Annotated in this window: 18 protein-coding genes; 9 read left to right on the top strand and 9 right to left on the bottom strand. The window is 36.0% G+C overall.

Going from position 1 to position 19,623, the window contains the following annotated elements; genetic code table 11:
• Positions 1-138: 138 nt before the first annotated feature.
• The 3 genes from LS64_RS07880 to LS64_RS13650 all read left to right on the top strand — a co-directional run bounded on the left by LS64_RS07880 (position 139) and on the right by LS64_RS13650 (position 2,956).
• A complete protein-coding gene (locus LS64_RS07880; RefSeq protein ID WP_034570342.1) occupies positions 139-639 on the top strand; it encodes a hypothetical protein in 501 nt (166 codons plus the stop codon).
• A gap of 544 nt (positions 640-1,183) precedes the next feature.
• Entirely contained in the window at positions 1,184-2,743 is a 1,560-nt protein-coding gene (locus LS64_RS07870) for a hypothetical protein (protein WP_160659358.1), read from the top strand.
• A gap of 84 nt (positions 2,744-2,827) precedes the next feature.
• Complete coding sequence (locus tag LS64_RS13650) at positions 2,828-2,956, top strand: hypothetical protein (protein WP_272916593.1); 129 nt, start codon at positions 2,828-2,830, stop codon at positions 2,954-2,956.
• 28 nt (positions 2,957-2,984) lie between these two features.
• Here LS64_RS13650 and LS64_RS07865 read toward each other — a convergent pair whose 3' ends face one another.
• The 4 genes from LS64_RS07865 to LS64_RS07850 form a co-directional block, all read right to left on the bottom strand.
• Positions 2,985-4,001, bottom strand: a complete 1,017-nt coding sequence (locus LS64_RS07865; RefSeq protein ID WP_034570352.1) for a hypothetical protein — start codon at positions 3,999-4,001, stop codon at positions 2,985-2,987.
• A gap of 242 nt (positions 4,002-4,243) precedes the next feature.
• Positions 4,244-5,683, bottom strand: a complete 1,440-nt coding sequence (locus tag LS64_RS07860) for an NAD-dependent succinate-semialdehyde dehydrogenase (RefSeq protein ID WP_034570354.1) — start codon at positions 5,681-5,683, stop codon at positions 4,244-4,246.
• The gene (gabT, locus tag LS64_RS07855) at positions 5,680-6,942 is read right to left on the bottom strand and encodes a 4-aminobutyrate--2-oxoglutarate transaminase (protein WP_034570357.1); all 1,263 of its coding nucleotides are present in this window, start codon (positions 6,940-6,942) and stop codon (positions 5,680-5,682) included. The genes LS64_RS07860 and gabT overlap by 4 nt, the downstream gene beginning before the upstream one ends.
• 138 nt (positions 6,943-7,080) lie before the next feature.
• Positions 7,081-8,289 carry an MFS transporter gene (locus LS64_RS07850; RefSeq protein WP_034570360.1) on the bottom strand — a complete coding sequence of 403 codons (1,209 nt, stop codon included), beginning with the start codon at positions 8,287-8,289 and terminating at the stop codon, positions 7,081-7,083.
• Between the two features lie 664 nt (positions 8,290-8,953).
• Between LS64_RS07850 and LS64_RS07845 the strand changes: the two genes are divergently transcribed.
• From LS64_RS07845 to LS64_RS07830, 4 genes are all read left to right on the top strand, one after another.
• Positions 8,954-9,757, top strand: coding sequence for a hypothetical protein (locus tag LS64_RS07845; RefSeq protein ID WP_034570363.1), 804 nt, complete (start codon positions 8,954-8,956; stop codon positions 9,755-9,757).
• A 46-nt stretch (positions 9,758-9,803) separates the two neighbouring features.
• Positions 9,804-10,454, top strand: a complete 651-nt coding sequence (grpE, locus tag LS64_RS07840) for a nucleotide exchange factor GrpE (protein WP_081948263.1) — start codon at positions 9,804-9,806, stop codon at positions 10,452-10,454.
• Between the two features lie 494 nt (positions 10,455-10,948).
• Complete coding sequence (gene dnaK / locus LS64_RS07835; protein ID WP_034574493.1) at positions 10,949-12,853, top strand: molecular chaperone DnaK; 1,905 nt, start codon at positions 10,949-10,951, stop codon at positions 12,851-12,853.
• Positions 12,854-12,922: 69 nt separating this feature from the next.
• On the top strand, positions 12,923-13,867 hold the full coding sequence (locus tag LS64_RS07830) for a hypothetical protein (RefSeq protein ID WP_034572182.1): 945 nt from the start codon (positions 12,923-12,925) through the stop codon (positions 13,865-13,867).
• Between the two features lie 97 nt (positions 13,868-13,964).
• Here the strand turns inward: LS64_RS07830 and LS64_RS07825 are convergent, their stop codons facing one another.
• Positions 13,965-15,176 (bottom strand): hypothetical protein, encoded by a 1,212-nt coding sequence (locus LS64_RS07825; RefSeq protein WP_237416294.1) that lies wholly within the window; start codon positions 15,174-15,176, stop codon positions 13,965-13,967.
• Positions 15,177-15,339: 163 nt separating this feature from the next.
• On the opposite strand from LS64_RS07825, the gene LS64_RS07820 reads away from it, so the two are divergent.
• On the top strand, positions 15,340-15,570 hold the full coding sequence (locus tag LS64_RS07820) for a hypothetical protein (RefSeq protein ID WP_118949406.1): 231 nt from the start codon (positions 15,340-15,342) through the stop codon (positions 15,568-15,570).
• A gap of 244 nt (positions 15,571-15,814) precedes the next feature.
• The gene (locus LS64_RS07815; RefSeq protein WP_034569453.1) at positions 15,815-16,273 is read left to right on the top strand and encodes a hypothetical protein; all 459 of its coding nucleotides are present in this window, start codon (positions 15,815-15,817) and stop codon (positions 16,271-16,273) included.
• Positions 16,274-16,277: 4 nt separating this feature from the next.
• On the opposite strand, the gene LS64_RS07810 is transcribed toward LS64_RS07815, so the two are convergent.
• The 4 genes from LS64_RS07810 to LS64_RS07795 all read right to left on the bottom strand — a co-directional run.
• Positions 16,278-17,525, bottom strand: a complete 1,248-nt coding sequence (locus tag LS64_RS07810; protein ID WP_052062291.1) for a type IV secretion system protein — start codon at positions 17,523-17,525, stop codon at positions 16,278-16,280.
• A gap of 17 nt (positions 17,526-17,542) precedes the next feature.
• A complete protein-coding gene (locus LS64_RS07805) occupies positions 17,543-17,749 on the bottom strand; it encodes a hypothetical protein (protein ID WP_034569456.1) in 207 nt (68 codons plus the stop codon).
• Positions 17,750-17,759: 10 nt separating this feature from the next.
• Positions 17,760-18,713 (bottom strand): hypothetical protein, encoded by a 954-nt coding sequence (locus tag LS64_RS07800; RefSeq protein WP_034569460.1) that lies wholly within the window; start codon positions 18,711-18,713, stop codon positions 17,760-17,762.
• A gap of 10 nt (positions 18,714-18,723) precedes the next feature.
• The coding region (locus tag LS64_RS07795) for a CpaF/VirB11 family protein (protein ID WP_161976973.1) at positions 18,724-19,623 on the bottom strand (900 nt) is incomplete at its 5' end.

Here is a 19,623-nt window from a genome sequence, read left to right as displayed (position 1 = left end):
GAATCTTAAATGATGGCTTTTTTGGAGCGGATTTATAGAATCTATCTTATCATATCGCTGCCCTTTTATAAGAGCGTATAGAATCTAGATTCTATATTTTAGAATAGATTCAAACAATTTAAATTTAGGAGAAATAAAATGAGAAAATTTGTGTGTAAAGTGTTAAGTGGGCTTTTTATTGTTGGTAGTTTTGGCGTGGCGACTGAGACTATTATAAGTGATTCTAAGCTTTTGTATGCTTCTTATAATGGAAAATTTGTGTGTTATAAAACATTAGAAAATATCATTAGTGGTGAATATTCTGTGTATTTGATAAATAAGAATAGATATGATTACAACGAGAGAAAATTAGAGTTAGACGATTTAAAACAGCTTGAGTTTTTCGATGAATTTAAAATCGCAAGGCAAATAGAGCAGAATCTAAACGCCAAAGATAATGAAATCGAAAAACAACTAGAAGATAGATATAAAAAAATGCGTGATATAGCCATAAAAATGGGCTGTGTGGGACAAGATAAAAAAGATAAAATAAAGTGGAAAGGAAATGATAGTTGGTGGGACCCTTATGATATGGAAAGCGTAACATTTGATTATTCACTAAAAGAAGTGTATGAAGAGATACTAAAAGAGTTAAAATAGATTCTAATTTTACAAACGCCCACTGCGATTTTAAGATTCTATGTTTTTAAAAAAAAGGCGGTGGGTGGGCGACTAGGCTATTCTTTAAAAGGGCGGTGAGTGTGCGACTAGGCTATTCTTTAAAAGGGTGGTGAGTGTGCGACTAGGCAATGAGCGAAGCGAAATTATAGAATCTAAAGCTGATGTTTAAATATTTTTTCTTTTATCTATTCTAAGCCCTACCGCCCTTAAGATTGAAAAATATTTATAGAATCAAGAATTTTATTTTATCCTATCGCCCACCCACCACCCTATTTTAAGCGAATAGATTCTAAAAACTAGACAAAAAATGTCTCTTTTTGTGCGTATAATTTCGATATTAGATTTTTAAAGGAGCAAATTATGGAAAGTCTTGGAAATTTTTTGCAGTGGTGTAGATATTGTGGCATTTGCGTTGAGTGTGGCGGCGATGCGGATGGGCTGTGTGTGAATAGTCCCACTAAAAAGCACTCAATGCTAAATGCCGATGTGTGCTTTAGCTACGCGTATCGTCATAGGGAAAAGTATGAAAGCGGCAGCTATGAGAATGATAGCAAAAGTGGCTTTATGTGTGGCTACTGCGGATATATGGCTAAGATTCCAACTGATACGCAAGGCTGCCCAAACTCGCCCCTACCAAATAAGACGCATGAATGGAGCGGCTTTTCTCCGCAATCAAAACTGCCTAGATAAGATTCTAAAAGGTGAAAAAATGCAACAAACTCTGCTAAATCTAGCCCAAAAATATGACAAAAAATACATAAAATATTGCAAAAAATTTGAAAATATTTGCGAGCAAATTTATAATACAAAAGTGATAAAAGCAATGATTAGCCCGCAAACTACGCAAGATTCTGGAGATATTATTTATGGATTTTTCATTTTTTCAAAGACTTTTTATCATATGAGAGAAGCGGATTTAAGCAATTTTTTTGCTAACTTAGAATCTAAAAAAGAATCGCAAATCTCGCATTTCCTTGATGAATTAATGCAAGGAATTTTGCAATTTTTAAAGAATTATTTGTCCTTTTTAAACGCCCTAGAATCTAATATCAAAATGCTAAAAGTGTATATGCTAGGTTATAATTATTTTTGTAAATTTGAGATTGTAAATTTTAATTTTTGCCTTTTGGCGAAGCTTTTTAGCCATAATATTTTGGATAATGAAATGCTTAATTTTTGCTCTAAAATGCTTATTTTCTGGGATGTGGATGAAATGATTATGAGTGATATTAGCTGTGATATTGATAGTGATGAGTTTCAAAATATTGAGCTAGAAATTGTCAAAAATCGCGGTGTAGAGTTTAGAAAATTTATGCAAAATACTGATTTTACAAGCAAAGATTCTATAAAAAAGGGCTTTATTTTGTATGTGAAAAATGTGGCAAATATCTTTAAAAATATCGCAAATATCGATATAAAAGCGTATTTTAAAAAGCCTTTTTATAGTTTTTATGGCTTTAATTATAGCACGTTTTTGCGTGGGGATAGAGATGGAGTTGGCTATGTTTATCCACAGGAGTGTAGTAGTTTTTTATTTTTTTACTATCTTGATTTTGCTTTAAATATGCTAGATATAGAATCTATTTTGGCATTTTTTAACTGCGATAGGTGCTTTATAATTGATGAAAGGGTGTTTAGGTTTTGTGTGAAAAAGGGGCATAATCCAAATATAGGGCGACACTTGGGCGATAAATTAAATAAAGGGCAGCTTGTGGGCTATAGTTCAAATATAGGGCGGTGGGCGGACGATAGGATTCTTAAAAAAGATTCTATAGAATCTAGCATATTACCTACCCACCACCATTTTAATAAAAAAGATTCTATCTTGGGCTTTAAAAACTTGAAAGATTTTGAAAAATATAAACACAATATTGCTAATTTAATTTTTATAGAATCTAATTTATGCGAGACTTTTAAACGCAAAAAATCACTAAAATCTCGCCAAAAAATCTTGCAAACTTCGCAATTTTACACCCTTTACAAACACTTAAACTTAGAATCTTACAGCAAAGATTCTATCCTAAAACACTACAAAACTTTTTCCTTATTTTTATTGAATCTAACACAAGAATTATTTTGGTAAAATACCTTACAAGAGATTCTAAACACACACATTTAATCTTTAGAAATAAAAATATTAAAATAGATTCTATGGTTATTTAGAATCTTGGATTCGACCTATCACCCACCAACCATGCAAAATGTGGATATAGCCAACCACGCGCGTGACATCTCCACCGCAGTAGATTCTGTGGCAAATGAAATACTAGCTGACGTGGAAAAGAAAACATTTTAGAATCTATTAAAATATTGTTATAGAATCTTTACCAAGTTCTGTATGGTTTTTGTTTTTCTATCCTGCCGTCGTGGTGTCTTATAGTTCCTTCGTAGTATGGGATATTTTCAGCTTGCCTATATTTATCCACTTTATTATTAAAATGATATGCTAACAATTCTTTTTGCGTATCATTTAGGATTTTATTAAGCATTTTTGGCTTTGCATATATTTCAAATACTACAAAGGGGACATTATTTATAGACCTTTTGAGACTATTTCCATCATGTGTTCCATCATACTCTTTTCTATGCCATCTACCTATACCAAAATCACGCCTGAAACCAGGGATTGGTGGTATAGAATCATTTTTATTGTATCTTACCTTAAAATATAGCAACATATTAGACAAGCTATCCTCGTTTGTATTCTTATTGCTATCTGTGAGTTTCACATACTCATTATCATTGTGTTTTATAGAATCTTCTCTCACACGTGTAGGCATAATTAAAAAAGATTCTTGCAGCTCCTCATTTTCATTTAGCTTACCACTTAGCTTTCGCTCTATTTTAGATTCTATATATTCATTTAGCTTTGTTTGGAAAATCTTTTCTACGATTTGCTTAGTCTCATCATCGATTTCTTTACTCATATACTCTTCATCATCCATATTACGACCTACCCACTCCGCATGGACTCTTTCAACATATTCTTTATCGATATAAGGTTGAAAATCTAAGTTCAATTCATGTATTTCGCCCTTACCCATTTGGTTTGCTAACTTTATCGCTTGAGACTGCAAAGTATCGATATTACTAGCATATCGCTCCCAAAGCTCTATGATATAAAACACAATATCCCTAGATACATTAATCGTATAAATAGTCATCAATCGTCGTATTTGACGAGATGGTATTATGTAATTTTCATCTTCTACAAAATCGCTAATAATTAGCTTACTATCCAGCTCATCTACCAAGTTTTTGGGCTTTTTGGCTTCTGCAACTTTAGCTTCTTTTATATCGCCTATCACCTTAGACATTTCACTTGCAAAATCAATTGCCATTTTTTCTCCTTTTCATTTTTAGATTCTAAAGGATACAAAAAAAAAGCTTTGTCAAGGGGTTTTTAAAAGTTTCTAACGTTTTTATAAATCTAAGGAAAAAATGTAACATTTATATAGAATCTAGATTCTATATTTTCATGATTCCAAAATGCAAATTGTGTTTTTAAAAACTTGCGAATAGAATCTTTTAGAATCTTTTTTAAAAACTTTTTAGAATCTAAAGATTCTAAGATTCTAAAGTGTTACAAATTCACGCACATATATTTGATTTCAAGGTAGTCTTCAATGCCATATTTTGAGCCTTCACGTCCTAAGCCGCTTTGTTTTACACCGCCAAAGGGGGCTACTTCTGTGGAGATTATCCCTGTATTTACGCCCACAATGCCATATTCTAAGGCTTCGCCCACACGCCACAAACGCCCAGAATCTTTAGTGTAAAGATACGCCGCTAAGCCAAACTCAGTATCATTTGCCATTTCGATTACTTCATTTTCGCTTTCAAACTTAAATAATGGCGCTAAAGGACCAAAGGTTTCTTCCCTTGCCACAGCCATTTTCTGCGTTACATTTGTTAAAATTGTCGGCTCAAAAAATGTGTGACCTAGCGTGTGTGGCTTCCCACCGCAAAGCACTTTCGCACCTTTGCCCACTGCATCTGCGATATGTTCTTTGACCTTTTCTACCGCTTTAGAATCAATTAAAGGTCCTTGCGTTGTGCTAGATTCTATACCATTGCCTACTTTCAGGGCTTCCACAGCACTTTTCAACGCCGCTGCGACCTTGTCATACACGCCACTTTGGATATAGATTCTATTCGCGCAAACGCAAGTTTGCCCGCTATTTCGAAACTTACTAGCCAAAATGCCTTTTACCGCTTCATCAATATTAGCATCATCAAACACGATAAATGGCGCATTCCCGCCAAGCTCAAGGCTAAGCTTTTTAATCGTGCTGCTACTTTGCGCCATTAAAACGCGACCAACTTCAGTGCTACCTGTGAAAGTGATTTTTCGCACAATATCGCTCTCACATAGAATCTTGCTAATCATACTAGCCTTTCCTGTTACTATTTGTAACAAATCACGCGGCACGCCCACTTTATACGCAAGGACAGCCAACGCATAGGCACTTAAAGGCGTTTGCGTAGCTGGTTTTACAATCATAGAACACCCACACGCCAACGCCGGAGCAGCCTTTCTAGTAATCATAGCACTTGGGAAATTCCACGGGGTTATCGCGCCGCACACACCGATAGGCTGCTTTAATACAAGCAACTTTTGATTATGCGCCACAGGCTGCAAAATATCACCATCAATGCGGCGACACTCTTCAGCAAACCAGCGAATGAAATTTGCCGCATACACGATTTCACCACTTGCCTCAGTAATAGGCTTTCCCATTTCAATGGTTAGAATCTCAGCCAACTTTTGCTTATGCTCTAGCATTAAATCATACCATTTTAATAGGATATTTGCACGCTCCAACGCCAAAAGGGACGCCCATTTTTTCTGTGCTTTTTGCGAAGATTCTATGATTTTTACAAGCTCATTTTCCTTTATATCATAAACCCACGCGATATTTTCGCCTGTGGCGGGGTTAGTTACCGCGATAAAGCCATCTTTGCTACTTTTTGAAACATACTCGTGATTTAATAACTCAAAATGCGTAGAATCTAAACTCATTTTACAGCCTCCGTGATTACTTCTTGTAAGATTGTCAATGCCTTGTCAAATTGCGCTTCAGGGATTGTTAGCGGATATAAAAAGCGGATGACATTCCCATAAGTGCCACAAGTTAGTAATAAAAGCCCAGATTCCATAGCTAACTTTTGCACCTTTTTAGCAATGTCCGCGCCCTTGCCAGGACAGCCATCTTTGAAAAATTCCACCGCTACCATTGAGCCTAAGGCGCGCACTTCGGCTATTTCTTTAAATTTCAAGCCTTTTAGCGTTTTTTCTAGTTTTTTACCTAGCTTATTTGCCCTATCTATTAGCTTTTCTTCCTCAATTATTTTTAGCACTTCAAGACCCGCAGCTGTGGCTAAAGGCGAACCAGCATAAGTGCCGCCCATACCACCTGGCTCTACAGAATCCATTATCTCAGCCTTGCCAACGATGCCTGAAATAGGAATGCCCCCGCCCAAGCTTTTCGCCATACACATAATATCCGCTTGTGTGTCAAAGTATTCCATAGCAAACATTTTGCCTGTCCTTGCAAAGCCTGTTTGCACCTCATCGGCAATCAATACGATGCCATGCTCATCGGCAAACTTTCTTAGACCCGCTACAAATTCTTTTGGCGCAGGATTAAACCCCCCTTCACCTTGCACCGGCTCAAAGATAATCGCGGCGACATCTTTTGGCGAAATGCTACTTTTACAAATATGCTCTAGGCTTTTTAGGGCGTCCTCAGTTGTTACTTTATGTAACTTATTTGGATAATATCCATGATAGATTCCAACCATCCCTACGCCAAGCTGTGCTTTATAAGGCGTGACCTTGCCTGTCATAGCCACCGCAGTAGCAGTGCGTCCGTGGAATGAACCGCCAAATGCGATAACGCCAAATCGCCCTGTTTTTGCCTTTGCAATCTTTATCGCGTTTTCAGTTGCTTCCGCGCCAGTGGTAAAAAAGCAGGTTTTTTTCTTGCCTTTTATCGGCGCTAGTGCGTTAATCTTTTCAGCCAAAGCGATGTAGCTCTCATAAGGCGTGACCTGATATGCGGTGTGCGTGAAAGCCTTTAATTGCTTTTCTACCGCAGCGACTACTTTTGGGTGGCGATGACCCACATTTAGCACGGCAATGCCAGCGGCAAAGTCGATAAACTCACGCCCTTTGCTATCCCACATCGTAGCATTCTCAGCCTTTGTCACAAACCAGTCGCACATTACAGCGATACCCTTTGGAGTGGCTTCCACTCGTCTTTTTTCAATGTCTTTCATAAGTTTCCTTTTACTAAAAATCGATTTGAATATAATACACAAAATTAGCAAAAATGCAAGGGGAAAGTAATAATTTTGGGAATTTTAGTAAGGTGGTATTTAATTATAAAATTACTTTGTGTAACATAAAAGATTTTTTCACTGCATCATAACCGTGCTGCCGGGGTTTCGCGGTGTCTTTTTTGATTTGCCAAGCACATTTGGCTTATTAATCGCAAAGATTAGACAAAAGCCCAAAGACGCGAGATAAAAATAACAAAAGCCCTGCGTGTCAAAATATTCCATTAAAACGCCCAAAATCACAGGTGCAAATAACGAGCCAAACGAGTAGCAAAATAAAATACCACGTCCTAGCTCCACGCTTTTACCCTTGTATTTTGAGCCAGATTCAGCCGCCATATCATTCGCACGAGCCAAAGATAACGCATACAGGCAAAACACGCCACCGCCCAAAGGCACAGCCAACGCACACTGCAAAATTAAAGGCAAATTAAAAAACAAAAAGCACGTCATCACCGCAAACGCCACGCCGCTACAAAGCATAATGGCAAATTTACGCCCGAGCTTATCACTCACAATGCCTATCACGCTTTGGGCTAAAAAGCCCCCACACATCGCAGAAGCGATAAAATAGCTTACCGCACGCACATCAAAGCCCTGCTTTAGCATAAACACAGACGCCATCGCAAAAAAGCCATTCACAAGCATACCCGCGATAAATGCCGTCACTAACGCAAGTGGAGCAATATCAAAGATTTTAGGTAGCGAAATAGGCTCTTTTTTAGGCAGCAACGGCTCTTTTATGCGGATTAGATACAGCGGAATGGTCGAAAACATTATAAGACATGCACTCAAGATAAATAAGTCATCCTTACTCAAGTTTAGCGCGATAATTAGCACGCCAAGCCCTGAAGCGATATAATACACGACTTCATAAAAGCCAAGAACGCGCGAACGCACTTCATTTTTCGCCTTTTCATTGAGCCAAGATTCTATCACCATAAGCACGCCATAGTAGCAAAAGCCAAGCATAAGGCGATAAATCGACCAAAGGTAAAGATTGTCGCTAAAAGCGTGAAACAGGCTAGAAATCGCAAAAAGCGCGGCAAAAATCCCAAAACTGCGGATATGCCCCACACGCGAAATAATGCGATGCCCACTAATCGTGGCAGCGAGCGCGCCGATAAAAAAGCACGAGCTAATAAGCCCTATGGCTGTATCGCTCATTTGCGAGTTTTTCAAAATCACGCCAACGGAGCTTACAATTAGCGAATTACCGATAAATAAAAAAGACATACCGATAAATAGGGCGTTCATCGACTTTATCGTGCGCGTGGTGCTGGACATTTTGTGCCTTTTGTGAGTTAGTTTTGGGTTTAGATTCTATAATTTTTTTGTGAAAATGTTGGTGAATGTGTAAGATAAATTGAATTATTTTTTTGAATGTTGCATATAAAATTAATTGTATTTGTTTAATATTGTTAAGTGGGATTTGTTATGATTGTTTAGTGTGGTTTGTGATTAAAGTTGATGGTCTGTGGCTAAGAGTTTGTAAAATTTAGCAAAAATTTAATAAGTTTGCTAAATTCATTTACTTTTTTTGTTTATAATTTCGTTTGTTAATAAAAACAAACATTTAAACAAAATAGATTCTAAGAAATTATAGAATCTCTAATAAAAAGATTCTAAAGTTATAGAATCTTGAATAAAAAGCTTCTAAAGTTATAGAATCTAGGATTTTGTAAAATTTAGAATTTTAAAAACGCAAAAGATTCTAAGAAATTATAGAATTTAAAACGCGAGAGATTCTAAAGTTATAGAATCTAGAATATAAGGGTTTTAAAATTATAGAATCTAAATGCGAAAGTTTTAAGGTTTATGGAGTGCATAATCTTAAAAACAAAAGATTCTAAGAAATTATAGAATCTATAGCAAGAAGATTCTAAAAATTACAAAAATGGAAACTAATAGATTCTAAAGATTATAGAATCTATAATAAAAAAGGGAAAAAATGAATAAAAAGCAGGATTTGTTAGTAGGGATAATACAAGAGTATATCAAGTGCAAAGAGCCTATTGGCTCGGTTTTTCTTAAGGAAAAAAGAAGCATTTGTTTATCATCTGCTACGATTCGTAACTATTTTAAGGTGCTAGAGAGCGAGGGCGCGTTATTTCAGCCACACGCTAGCAGCGGTCGCATACCTACGACTAGCGCACTTAGCACTTATTGGCGTGGAGTGCTAAATTATTTGCTTGATAGCATTTTGTGCGTGAATAGCACGAAACTAGATTCTATATGCAGAGATTATAGAATCTTTTGTGTGATAGCGCCAAAAGAGAGCAATGAACTGCAAGAAATCATCGCTACAAAGGAAAATTTTTTAATTTTGAAATTTTCTCGCGGTGAAGTTGTGATAAAAAAAAGTGAAGCGATTTTGCGGTTTTTGCAGCCTTTTATCAATATGGACATCGCGGATATTACGCGTGTGAGTGTGGAAGTGGGCGCTAGTGACTTGGCGTTAAAATTAATCGCACTAGAGCAGGTCGATATGGCGAAAAATACCGCTAAATACGGCGTCTCTAACCTAAAAGAGATTCTAGAATCTAGCTATTTTGAGCAGATTTTCAGTGGCAAAATTATGTTAAAAAAGGCAAATGGAATCTACACAAGCGAGTTTGTGCCAAGCGGCTTTGTTTGCGTGATACACGATGTGGTGAATGTGGATTCAAAAGAAAAAAACAAGTGCGCTAGAATGCTAGTTTTTGGCTCACTTTTATGCGATTTTGAAGGTTTTTATACAGACTTAGTCGCGTAGGTTTGTATAAAGATTTTACAATCTTAAATGAATTTAAGGAGAAAACATGGCAAAAAAAGATTCTAAGAAAAAAAATGTAAATACCGAGCATAACGATATTTCCGCAGATGATTTGGAGACTACTGAATCTAGTGAATCTAGCGAGCAAGATTCTAAAGATTCTAATGAAGCGATTAAAAAAGCCGCAAATGAATATCAAAGCGTGGCAAATGAAAATGTGGCTAGTGAATCTAGTGAAAGTGTAGAATCTTTAAAGGCAAAAATTAAGGAGCTTGAAGATAGATATTTGCGAACTCACGCGGACTTTGAGAATGTCAAAAAGCGTTTGGAGCGAGATAAAAATTTAGCCTTAGAATATGCAAATGAAAAGATTTTAAAGGATATTTTGCCTGTGGCGGATACGCTTGAAAATGCGTTAAAAGCGGCAAAAGAGTTTGCAAATGAGAATGATAAGGGCGCAAAAATCGCTGAGGGGATAAAATTGACTTTAGATAAATTGCATAAGACTTTGAGTAATCACGGCGTAGAAATTATAGAATCTAAAGGCGAGCCAGACCCAAATTTGCACCATGCAATAAGCCAAGTGCCGCATGATTCTAAGAATGAAGGCGAGATTGCGGATGTGTTGCAAACGGGGTATAAGTATAAAGACCGCACTTTACGCCCAGCGTTAGTTAGTGTTGTAAAGAATGGATAGCGTGTCCTTTTGGAGATTCGTCTTCCGTTTGGATTTTGAATTTTCTTTTTCCCTGCTTCATTGCGACAGACGTTTTAGTCTAGTCTCACTCGCAGGGAAAAAGGAAAATCCAAACTACACGCAAAATACTAGAATCTAGATTCTGGCGTTTTGGCTTTCGTAAGTCTAGATTCTAAAAGATTCTATATATGGAATCTAAAAAAGATTTTATATATAGAATCTTAAAAGATTTTAAGTATGTAATTGAAAAATTATATATTTAGAATCTTTAGATTCTATAAAATGCCAGAATCTAGCGACTCGTGGTTAGAGCAATAGATTCTAGTATTTTAAATATATTTTGCTTGTTTTTTGTAGTTTTTGAGCGAGACTAGACTAATCGTCTGTCGCAGCGATAAAAACTACAAAATCAAGCAAAGGATAACGTGGAAGACGAATCTCAAAAAGAGAGAACGTTGAAAACAAAAAAGAATCTTAATTTAAAAGGATACACAATGAGCAAAGTTTTAGGCATTGACTTAGGAACGACAAACTCCGCAATGGCAGTATATGAAGGCAATGAGGGCAAAATAATCGCCAACAAAGAAGGGAAAAATACCACCCCTTCAATCGTGGCTTTTACGGATAAGGGCGAGATTTTAGTAGGTGAGCCAGCCAAACGTCAAGCAATCACAAACCCCAAAAAGACGATTTATTCAATCAAACGCATTATGGGGCTAATGTATAACGAGGACAAGGCTAAAGAGGCTGAAAAGCGCCTACCTTACAAAATCATTGATAGAAATGGAGCGTGTGCGGTAGAAATCGCTGATAAAGTCTATACCCCGCAAGAAATCTCCGCTAAGATTCTAATGAAACTCAAAGAAGATGCAGAGAGCTACTTAGGAGAGCCTGTGAAAGAAGCGGTAATCACGGTTCCAGCGTATTTCAATGACGCACAACGAAAGGCTACAAAAGAAGCAGGGGCAATTGCTGGGCTAGATGTGCTTCGTATTATAAATGAGCCTACTGCGGCTGCTTTGGCTTATGGCTTAGATAAGAAAGAAAGCGAAAAGATTATGGTTTATGACTTAGGCGGGGGAACGTTTGATGTTACCGTGCTAGAAACAGGCGATGGCGTGGTAGAAGTGTTAGCCACAGGCGGCGATGCGTTCCTTGGGGGCGATGACTTTGATAATAGAATCATTGACTGGGTCGCTGGTGAGTTTAAGAGTGAAAATGGGGTTGATTTAAAAAGCGATGTAATGGCACTGCAACGCTTGAAAGACGCCGCTGAAAACGCCAAAAAAGAGCTAAGTAGCGCGACAGAGACTGAAATCAACTTGCCATTTATCACTGCTGATGCGAGTGGTCCTAAGCACTTGGTGCAAAAGCTAACTAGGGCAAAGTTTGAGAGCTTAATCAATGATTTAATCGAAGATACGATTAAAAAAATAGATTCTGTAATCAAAGATGCTGGGCTAAGTAAGGGTGATATTAGCGAAGTAGTAATGGTTGGTGGCTCAACACGTATTCCAAAAGTGCAACAACGTGTAAAAGAATTTATCGGTAAAGATTTGAATAAATCGGTGAATCCAGATGAAGTCGTAGCGGTTGGCGCGGCTATTCAAGGTGGCGTATTAAAAGGGGATGTAAAAGATGTGTTGCTACTTGATGTAACGCCTTTAAGCTTAGGAATTGAAACGCTAGGCGGTGTAATGTCAAAAATCATTGAAAAAGGCACGACAATTCCAGTAAAAAAATCGCAAGTATTTTCAACCGCTGAGGATAACCAACCAGCGGTATCAATCCAAATCTTTCAAGGGGAGAGAGAACTTGCAAGGGATAATAAAAAGCTAGGAAACTTCGACTTACAAGGAATCCCACCAGCCCCACGCGGTGTGCCACAAATCGAAGTGACTTTGGATATTGATGCTAATGGAATCTTAACGGTGTCAGCAAAAGATAAAACAAGCGGAAAAAGCCAAGAAATCAAAATCACAGGTTCAAGCGGTTTGAGTGAAGAAGAAATTCAAAAAATGGTAAAAGACGCCGAGCTACACAAAGAAGAAGATTCTAAACGCAAGGAAGCAATAGAATCTAGAAACACAGGCGATAATCTAGTATATCAAGTAGAAAAAGCACTAGATGAAAATAAGGATAAAGTCGATGCGGCTGTGGTAGCTGAAGTGACTGCGGCAAAAGATGCACTGAAAGAAACGCTAAAAAATGATAGCGCGACTAAGGCGGATATAGATTCTAAAATACAGAATCTACAAAATGTATTTATGAAATTCTCCGCTACAAGTGGTGCTAATGCTCAAGGGGGCGGCGGTGCTAACGCTTCCGCTGGTGGGGCTTCTGGCTCTAAAAAAGATGATGATGTAATAGACGCCGAAGTCGTGGATGATAAAAAATAAAGTCTATATACTATATACTAACAAATCTTTTATAGAATCTAAATTTAGATTCTATTTTAAAGGGAAGAAGTGCGGTTTTTTATTTTTTTAGTTTTATTTCCTTTTGTTTATTTTGCTTATGCAGAAGCGGTAAATGATAAGCTAGATTCTATAGAATCTAAGCCACACAACAAAAATATTTCAAACACTCAAAATACAGAATCTGCTAAACAAAACAACTATAACATTAATCTAATTTCTAAAAATCAATCTAATCAAAACAGCCCGGATTTTAAAGATATGATAGCTAGTAACACAAAAGAAAGTGCCAAAATAGAATCTAGCGTTATTACAAAAGAAACAACAGAATCTAAAACGCAAGAAATAGAGTATAAAAAAGGGCGTAAGTTTGGACTTTCTTTTATAATAGGCTTAAGTGGTGGCTGGGGAGGTGGTAATGCAAATATCGCGCCCTTTACCTACCAAGTCACGCAAAATAATCAAACCATGAATACCACAATAACCGCCGCTCCTAAAAATAAAGATGATGGATTAGAAATGGATGCTACTATGATAGTGCGCTCTGGATTGCTTTTTAGGTTTGATAGTGGCTTGTGTTTGCAACTTAGCCTTTTATATTCGCAACACGAGGGCAAAATCGATGGTGGTTATCTTACCTGCACCTACAATAACGCGTCCTGTTACACGAATGATATACGCAATATCACTCTAAGTCACAAGCAAGTCGGTGTCGATTTTAGGGCAGGATGGGCTGTGCCGGAGTTTATTAGGGGTATCGTGTATGTCGGTGGTGGCGCACTTTTTGATGTGGGCTCTACTATGCGAGTCGTTGGTTGGAATGGCTTTACGCAGGATATTAAGAATGCGTATCCATTTTGGGAGCTTGGATATACAATAAATCTTGCTCGTTTTATGTATATAGAAATGAGCTATCGACATATCTTAGATATTTCTAATGATAAAACTTGGGCTACTTTGGGCAGCTTTAATCTTGGCTTTGGCTTTGAGATATAATTTCAAAATTTTTGATAGATTATTTTGTTTAATATAATTAAGATTGAAAATATAGAATATAGATTCTAGAATCTTACCACATAACTTTCAAAAAGGCTTAATATAAGAATTGATATTTATCAAGTGGTTTGGCGGCGGGTTTTAGCACTTTGCCAAAGTTTAGCGAGACGCCTAAGATTAGGTTTGATGCGGGGATTTCAATGTCTTTTGCTTTTAAGCGATAGTAGCGAAGTGTCGGTGAAATCGACAATGTGCGAAACAAATTTGCCTCAATTCGCGTCTCAATCAAAAACTGATATTCAGGCAAAATGCGCGACCCGCGAAAGTCGATTATGTAGTGCTTGAAATTCATCGAATACAAAAACCGCACGCTTTTATTAAGCCAATACTCAAGCGAAATGCCAAGCTCAGCGCCAAAGCCATTAAACTCAGTGGTGCGATTTAAGTCATGCTCGCCAAAAAAGTCAAAATACAGGCTCTTAATATACTTGCCATCAAAAAGTTTCGCGCCCAAGACATAATTAATAATGTGCCGCCGCCCTAACGCAGGAGTAGGGTTAAACTCGGTTTGATAGCTCGCCTTTAAAAACGGACCCGCCTCAAAACTCTCAAAGCCCAAGTCAAAATCCCACGAGCGCTGCGTATAATCGGTTGAAAATAGCAGCCTATCAAGGCTTTTGTTGCGTATCGTGGAGCTATCTGTTTGCTTAATTTCAGTGAAACCATACTCGGCAATCATCGAATTGAAACTCACAAAACGCATCGAGTAGTAATTCGCGTTGAAAGTAAAAAAAAACTGCAAGGCAAGCTGCGAGTTTCCGCTTAGGTTGCTATCGCTGAAACTTGAATAAAGGCTTTGATTTGATAGCGAATTTTGCGAGAAATTTAGCGCGATGCGGTTTAAGTCTAGCTCTAAGCCGTCCTTTTCGCTGCTTACATCTGTCATGGTTTTGCTAAAGGAGAAAGGCAGTGGTGCGGCGTTTAGGGGGCTTAAGAGTGCTAGGGTTAGCAGGATTTTTGCTGGGGTGTGGAATCTAGATTCTGTGGTTTGTTTGGAATCTACTTTTGTATTTTGTGTGTTGGATTCTATAAAATATTTTCTAACCTTAAGGGTGCTTTTGTGGAAATAGACAGAAAGCAAATATTTAAAATTAGATTCTATATTTTGCGTACCAAATTGCCTAGTCGCCCACCCACCACCCTTTTTGATAAATGAATAGAATCTAGATTCTGTGGTTTTTTGTGTTTTATAGAATCTAGATTCTATGTGAATGCGAGAGCAGAATGGTTTTAAGCATTTCTGTGGCAATTTTTAAGCTTTCTTTAAGATTTTGAAAGTATAACATAAAAAAAGCTATATGTATATAAAAAATTGAAAATTTTTACATATATATATATAATTTTTTCTAAAATTTATGATATAGTTTTGTCTATGAAAAATGTAGGTAGTGATTTTAAGGATTAAAAAGTTTATGAGTAAAAAGGATAAGATTAAAGAAAATATATCCATTCATAAGGCTTTTTTAATGCTTTTTGTTACTTCTATTTTTGGGATTGTCGGCTATGCTATGATTAATATGAATAAGCTAGAAAATAATCAAATATGGGTCGGTGGTATTGTCATTGTGGCTCTTTTGGCTGGTTCTTATTTTATTCATAGGAAATATAAGAAGCTAGTTGATTATTTGGGAGATTTAGAATGACTAATGGTGTTATTTTAGTTGCTTTTGGTATTGTTGCTGTGTTAGCGTTAGTCTTTTATATATCTAATGATATTACTAAAGAATATGAGCTAAAAGATACTTAAGGTATTTAGAATGATTGGTAATTGGATTTTTCTAGGTATTTCATTTGGGGCTTTGGTGTTTAGTTTTGTGTATTTGGCTGTTGCTATCGAGAAGTCAAATAGCAAAAGTGTGAAAAATAAGAATGATTAAAGGGTATTGTATGTTTAGGATTTCAAATGTTTCTAAGAAAATGGTGGGGGTTTGTGCTTTTATCCTTTCTCCTTTTATTTTTACTGCATGTAGCAATAACGAAACTAATGAAATTAAAGAAACTGCTTATGATTTATTAAAAAAAAATATTGATAACAAATGGAAAATATGCAAAGAAATTACAACTAAAGATTATGAAAAACTAGGAAATTTAAAAAGCATAGATTATAAAGATTCTATAATTAAGGTAAATGACGGACAAGGTAGCATTGATTATGCTTTTGTGCTGTATGATTTAAAGTTTGAGAATAAATCGATACTTATTGAGTTACCATTTATTCGAAGCGATGATAATTTTAATGGCAAAAAAGAAGAGAAATTTGTATTTAGTAGAATGGGTGAAATATATTGTGGTGAAGACGCACAAAAATATTTTGATATTATGAAAAATAAGATTGAGAAATCTTAAGATTTTATTTCCCTTTATTTCCACTTTTATCAGTAAATGGTGTTGCTTCGGCTGTGAATGAACCATTTTGCATTTTAGCTCTATAAGCTTCTTTATCGCCACTTGTTTGCCCCCTTATTCGTTGTGATAATCCGCCCATTCCAGCCATTGAAGCTAATCCTGCCATTGCACTTCTGCCCCAGCTATTTTTACCACCTGTCTTGTAGTTTATTCCATTTCTAGCTTCACTATATGCTTGGAATCCTTTTCCAGCTTGTTTCCCAGCTACCGCTGCTAAACCTGCTAAACCTGTCTTGTGTTCGCCATCTCCACTACCGATAATGCCCTGAGCCCACGCTGGGACTTTACTTAATAAAGCTATACAGGCTAATGCAATTACTATGGGTGCTACTATTTCTAATGTATTAAACCACATATCTGTTCCAGCTTGTTCTAGTCTTTCTGCCACGCTTTGATTGCTATCTATTTTTGTTATTTTCACTTGTATATTATTGATTCCATTTAATGCAATGCCAACTATCATTATTCCTAAACCTAATTGAATATTTGTGCTTAAATATAATTTTAACCACGAATAAAAATATTGTCTTAATGGTTGAATCACTATGCAAGGTAAAACAAAAGGACAAAGTATAAGTAATATTTGTGAAGCAAATTGAGTTAATAAAGTAAATAACAAAGCATATACTATAAAACAAAACATTACTAATGCGTATATTAACGCTAAGGGTAATCTTTGCACGAAGCCTAATATTGCATTTATTACATTTTCTCTTATATCGCCTGTTGTATCGCCCTTAACTATTTTTACCATCGTATCCCAAATATTTACCATGTGTTGTGAAAAATTTGTAGATTGAAAATCTGCTTTTGAAATGTCTTCTAAATGCTCATTAAACCATTTGGCAGGTATTTGTATGAAATCAATAAAGCCATTGTAATTTTTTTCACTATAAAAAATAGCATATATCACACAATAAGTAATCAAATAGATTCCCATTTTATAGAAATCTTCACGATTCCAATCTTTACCGATTTTAGAATAAATAAAAAAGCATAATGTTAAACCTAAAATATAGGTTAAAAAATGCTCCTGTATTAAGAAACTACTTACTGAATCAAATACAGCACTTTTAAAATCAACTAATGCTCTAGCCATAATATCTGCGGTGTTTCCATATAAATCTATTTCTCTAGCCAACATAATATTTTGACTTAGAAAAATTAAAAAACCAGCTAAAATTCTTTGCATATTTACTCCTTTAGAATCTATTTACCTTTTTTATTATCACTACCTAGTATTTCTATCGCAAGTCGTATTAATTTAAAAACAAAAGGTGCTTTTATGGCAAGTAATATTATTATGATTACACAAAATAAAAATATTACTGCCGCTTTTAATTTATCATCACTTAGTTCATTAATAACATATAAGCCTGAATTTATAAGCGTATTTCCTACTTGTTCTAAAGTCATCTTTTGTCCTTTATTGATTGCATTTGTCCCAATTTATAATTCCCTTGCTATTGTATTCGCAAGTTTTTCGCTTTTCAGTTTCTACAAAGTCTTTTTTACTTGTATCTATTGAGTTTAGCTTTTCTTCTTCCCTTGCAACATCGCTTAAGCTTTTTTCTACCTTTATTAGCTCGGTCATCATATTTGTATTTTGTTGCATTAAATCATATTGCTTTATCATCATATCAAGCATCATTTGTTGAATCTTTAGGGCTGTCTCTCGCTGATATTTTTCATCTTTGCTTGAAGCATTTTTTATTTCTCTAGCTAAGTCTTTTCTTTGCTTTTCAAACTCTTCTTTTTCTTTTTCATTATAAGCTTTGTAGCTAGTAGAAACTTTTTCAATTACTCCTGCTTGTTTTAGTCTTTCTGCTTGAGCTAATTTCTGCTCGGTTTTCTTTTCTTCTATTAAAGTTTCTCTATAACATTTTTCATCTTGCTCCTGCATACATTTTTCTTTTCTTTCTAAAAACTTAGCGTTAAAATGTTGTTTTACTACACTATCATTTAAAGATTCCACACACGCAAAAGTCTTACTTTTAGCCCTATCTAAAAATCCTTTAAAAAGATTCTCTTTTTTGCTTAGAATATCTTTAAATTGTGGAATCTCTTGATTCAACATATCGCATTGCTCTTGCAATTTGCTAAAAGCATTTTCAAGGTTGGTTAGATTTTCCACTTGGTCTTTTAGCTCATTCATTTTATCCCACGCATCTTGCATTTGATTGATAAATCCATTAATGCGATTTAAATCAATACCTGCGGCGGCTAGTTGCTTTTCAAACATCATCATTTCTTTTATTTGGTCGACGTAGCTTGTGATTTGCTGTGTTAAGCCTGTGAAGTCGAATACAGGTAAGTTTGCATGTGCTGTTTGTATGCTTAAGCTTATGCTTAAAATTGAACTTATTAGAATCTTTTTCATGGTTGTCTCCTTAGATAAAATTAAATATTTTGGTGCTTGGACTTGTGATATTTATCACGTTTAAGTCGCTAAAGTGTTTAGAATCTTTTTTAGATTCTATGTTTTTTTGGATTGCTTCTTTTGTTTGCAATGACGTGTTGTCTTGGATTGCCACGCCTTTAGCTTCGCTAGAGTCTCGCAATGACGACTTGGCTTTATTTTGGATTGCTTCACTTGCTTCGCTCGTTCGCAATGACAATAACTTTAAAACACTCTCATTTATAGAATCTTTTGAGTTGCCCTGTCCTGCTTTTATATGTGCTTTTACATCTAGGATTTCTAGAATCTTTCTTTGTTTTCCCACACGCTCGATTTGCACGATAAAATCTATCGCACTACGAATATAATCACGCAGGGCTTCCCTATCATTCATTCCGCCAAACATAGCGTTTGTGATAATCGCATTGATAGCATCTTCGCTATTATTAGCGTGAAGTGTGCTTAGATTCCCACTATGCCCTGTGTTATTCACACGCAAAAATGTCAAAGTATTGCGAATATCAATCTCGCCTAAGAATAATCTATCGGGTCGCAAACGCATTGCATTATTTATCGCAGTAGTGTAGGTATATACGCTATTTTCATCCTTTGGCACGGCGATTTGCGTTTTATTTGGATTAGCGACAAATAGCTCTTGGCTATCTTCAATCGTAACAACTCTATCATTTATAGGGATTTCTTGCATTAGTGAGTTTAGAAAGCTAGTCTTACCACTACCTGTGCCACCACTAACTAGCACATTTTTCTTATCTTTGATAAAATCTTTAATTTTTTGGTGTGTCCAGCCTTGCTTAATTAGATTCTCACTCAAAACAAAAGATTCTAAATTAAAGCGACTTTTACTTGGAATACGAATACAAATACACACATC

Origin of the sequence: Helicobacter saguini (assembly GCF_000762875.2) — a bacterium.
GTDB classification, from domain to species: domain Bacteria; phylum Campylobacterota; class Campylobacteria; order Campylobacterales; family Helicobacteraceae; genus Helicobacter_A; species Helicobacter_A saguini.
Note: the sequence above shows the minus strand (reverse complement) of the source record. Positions and strands in the feature narration are given on the sequence as shown.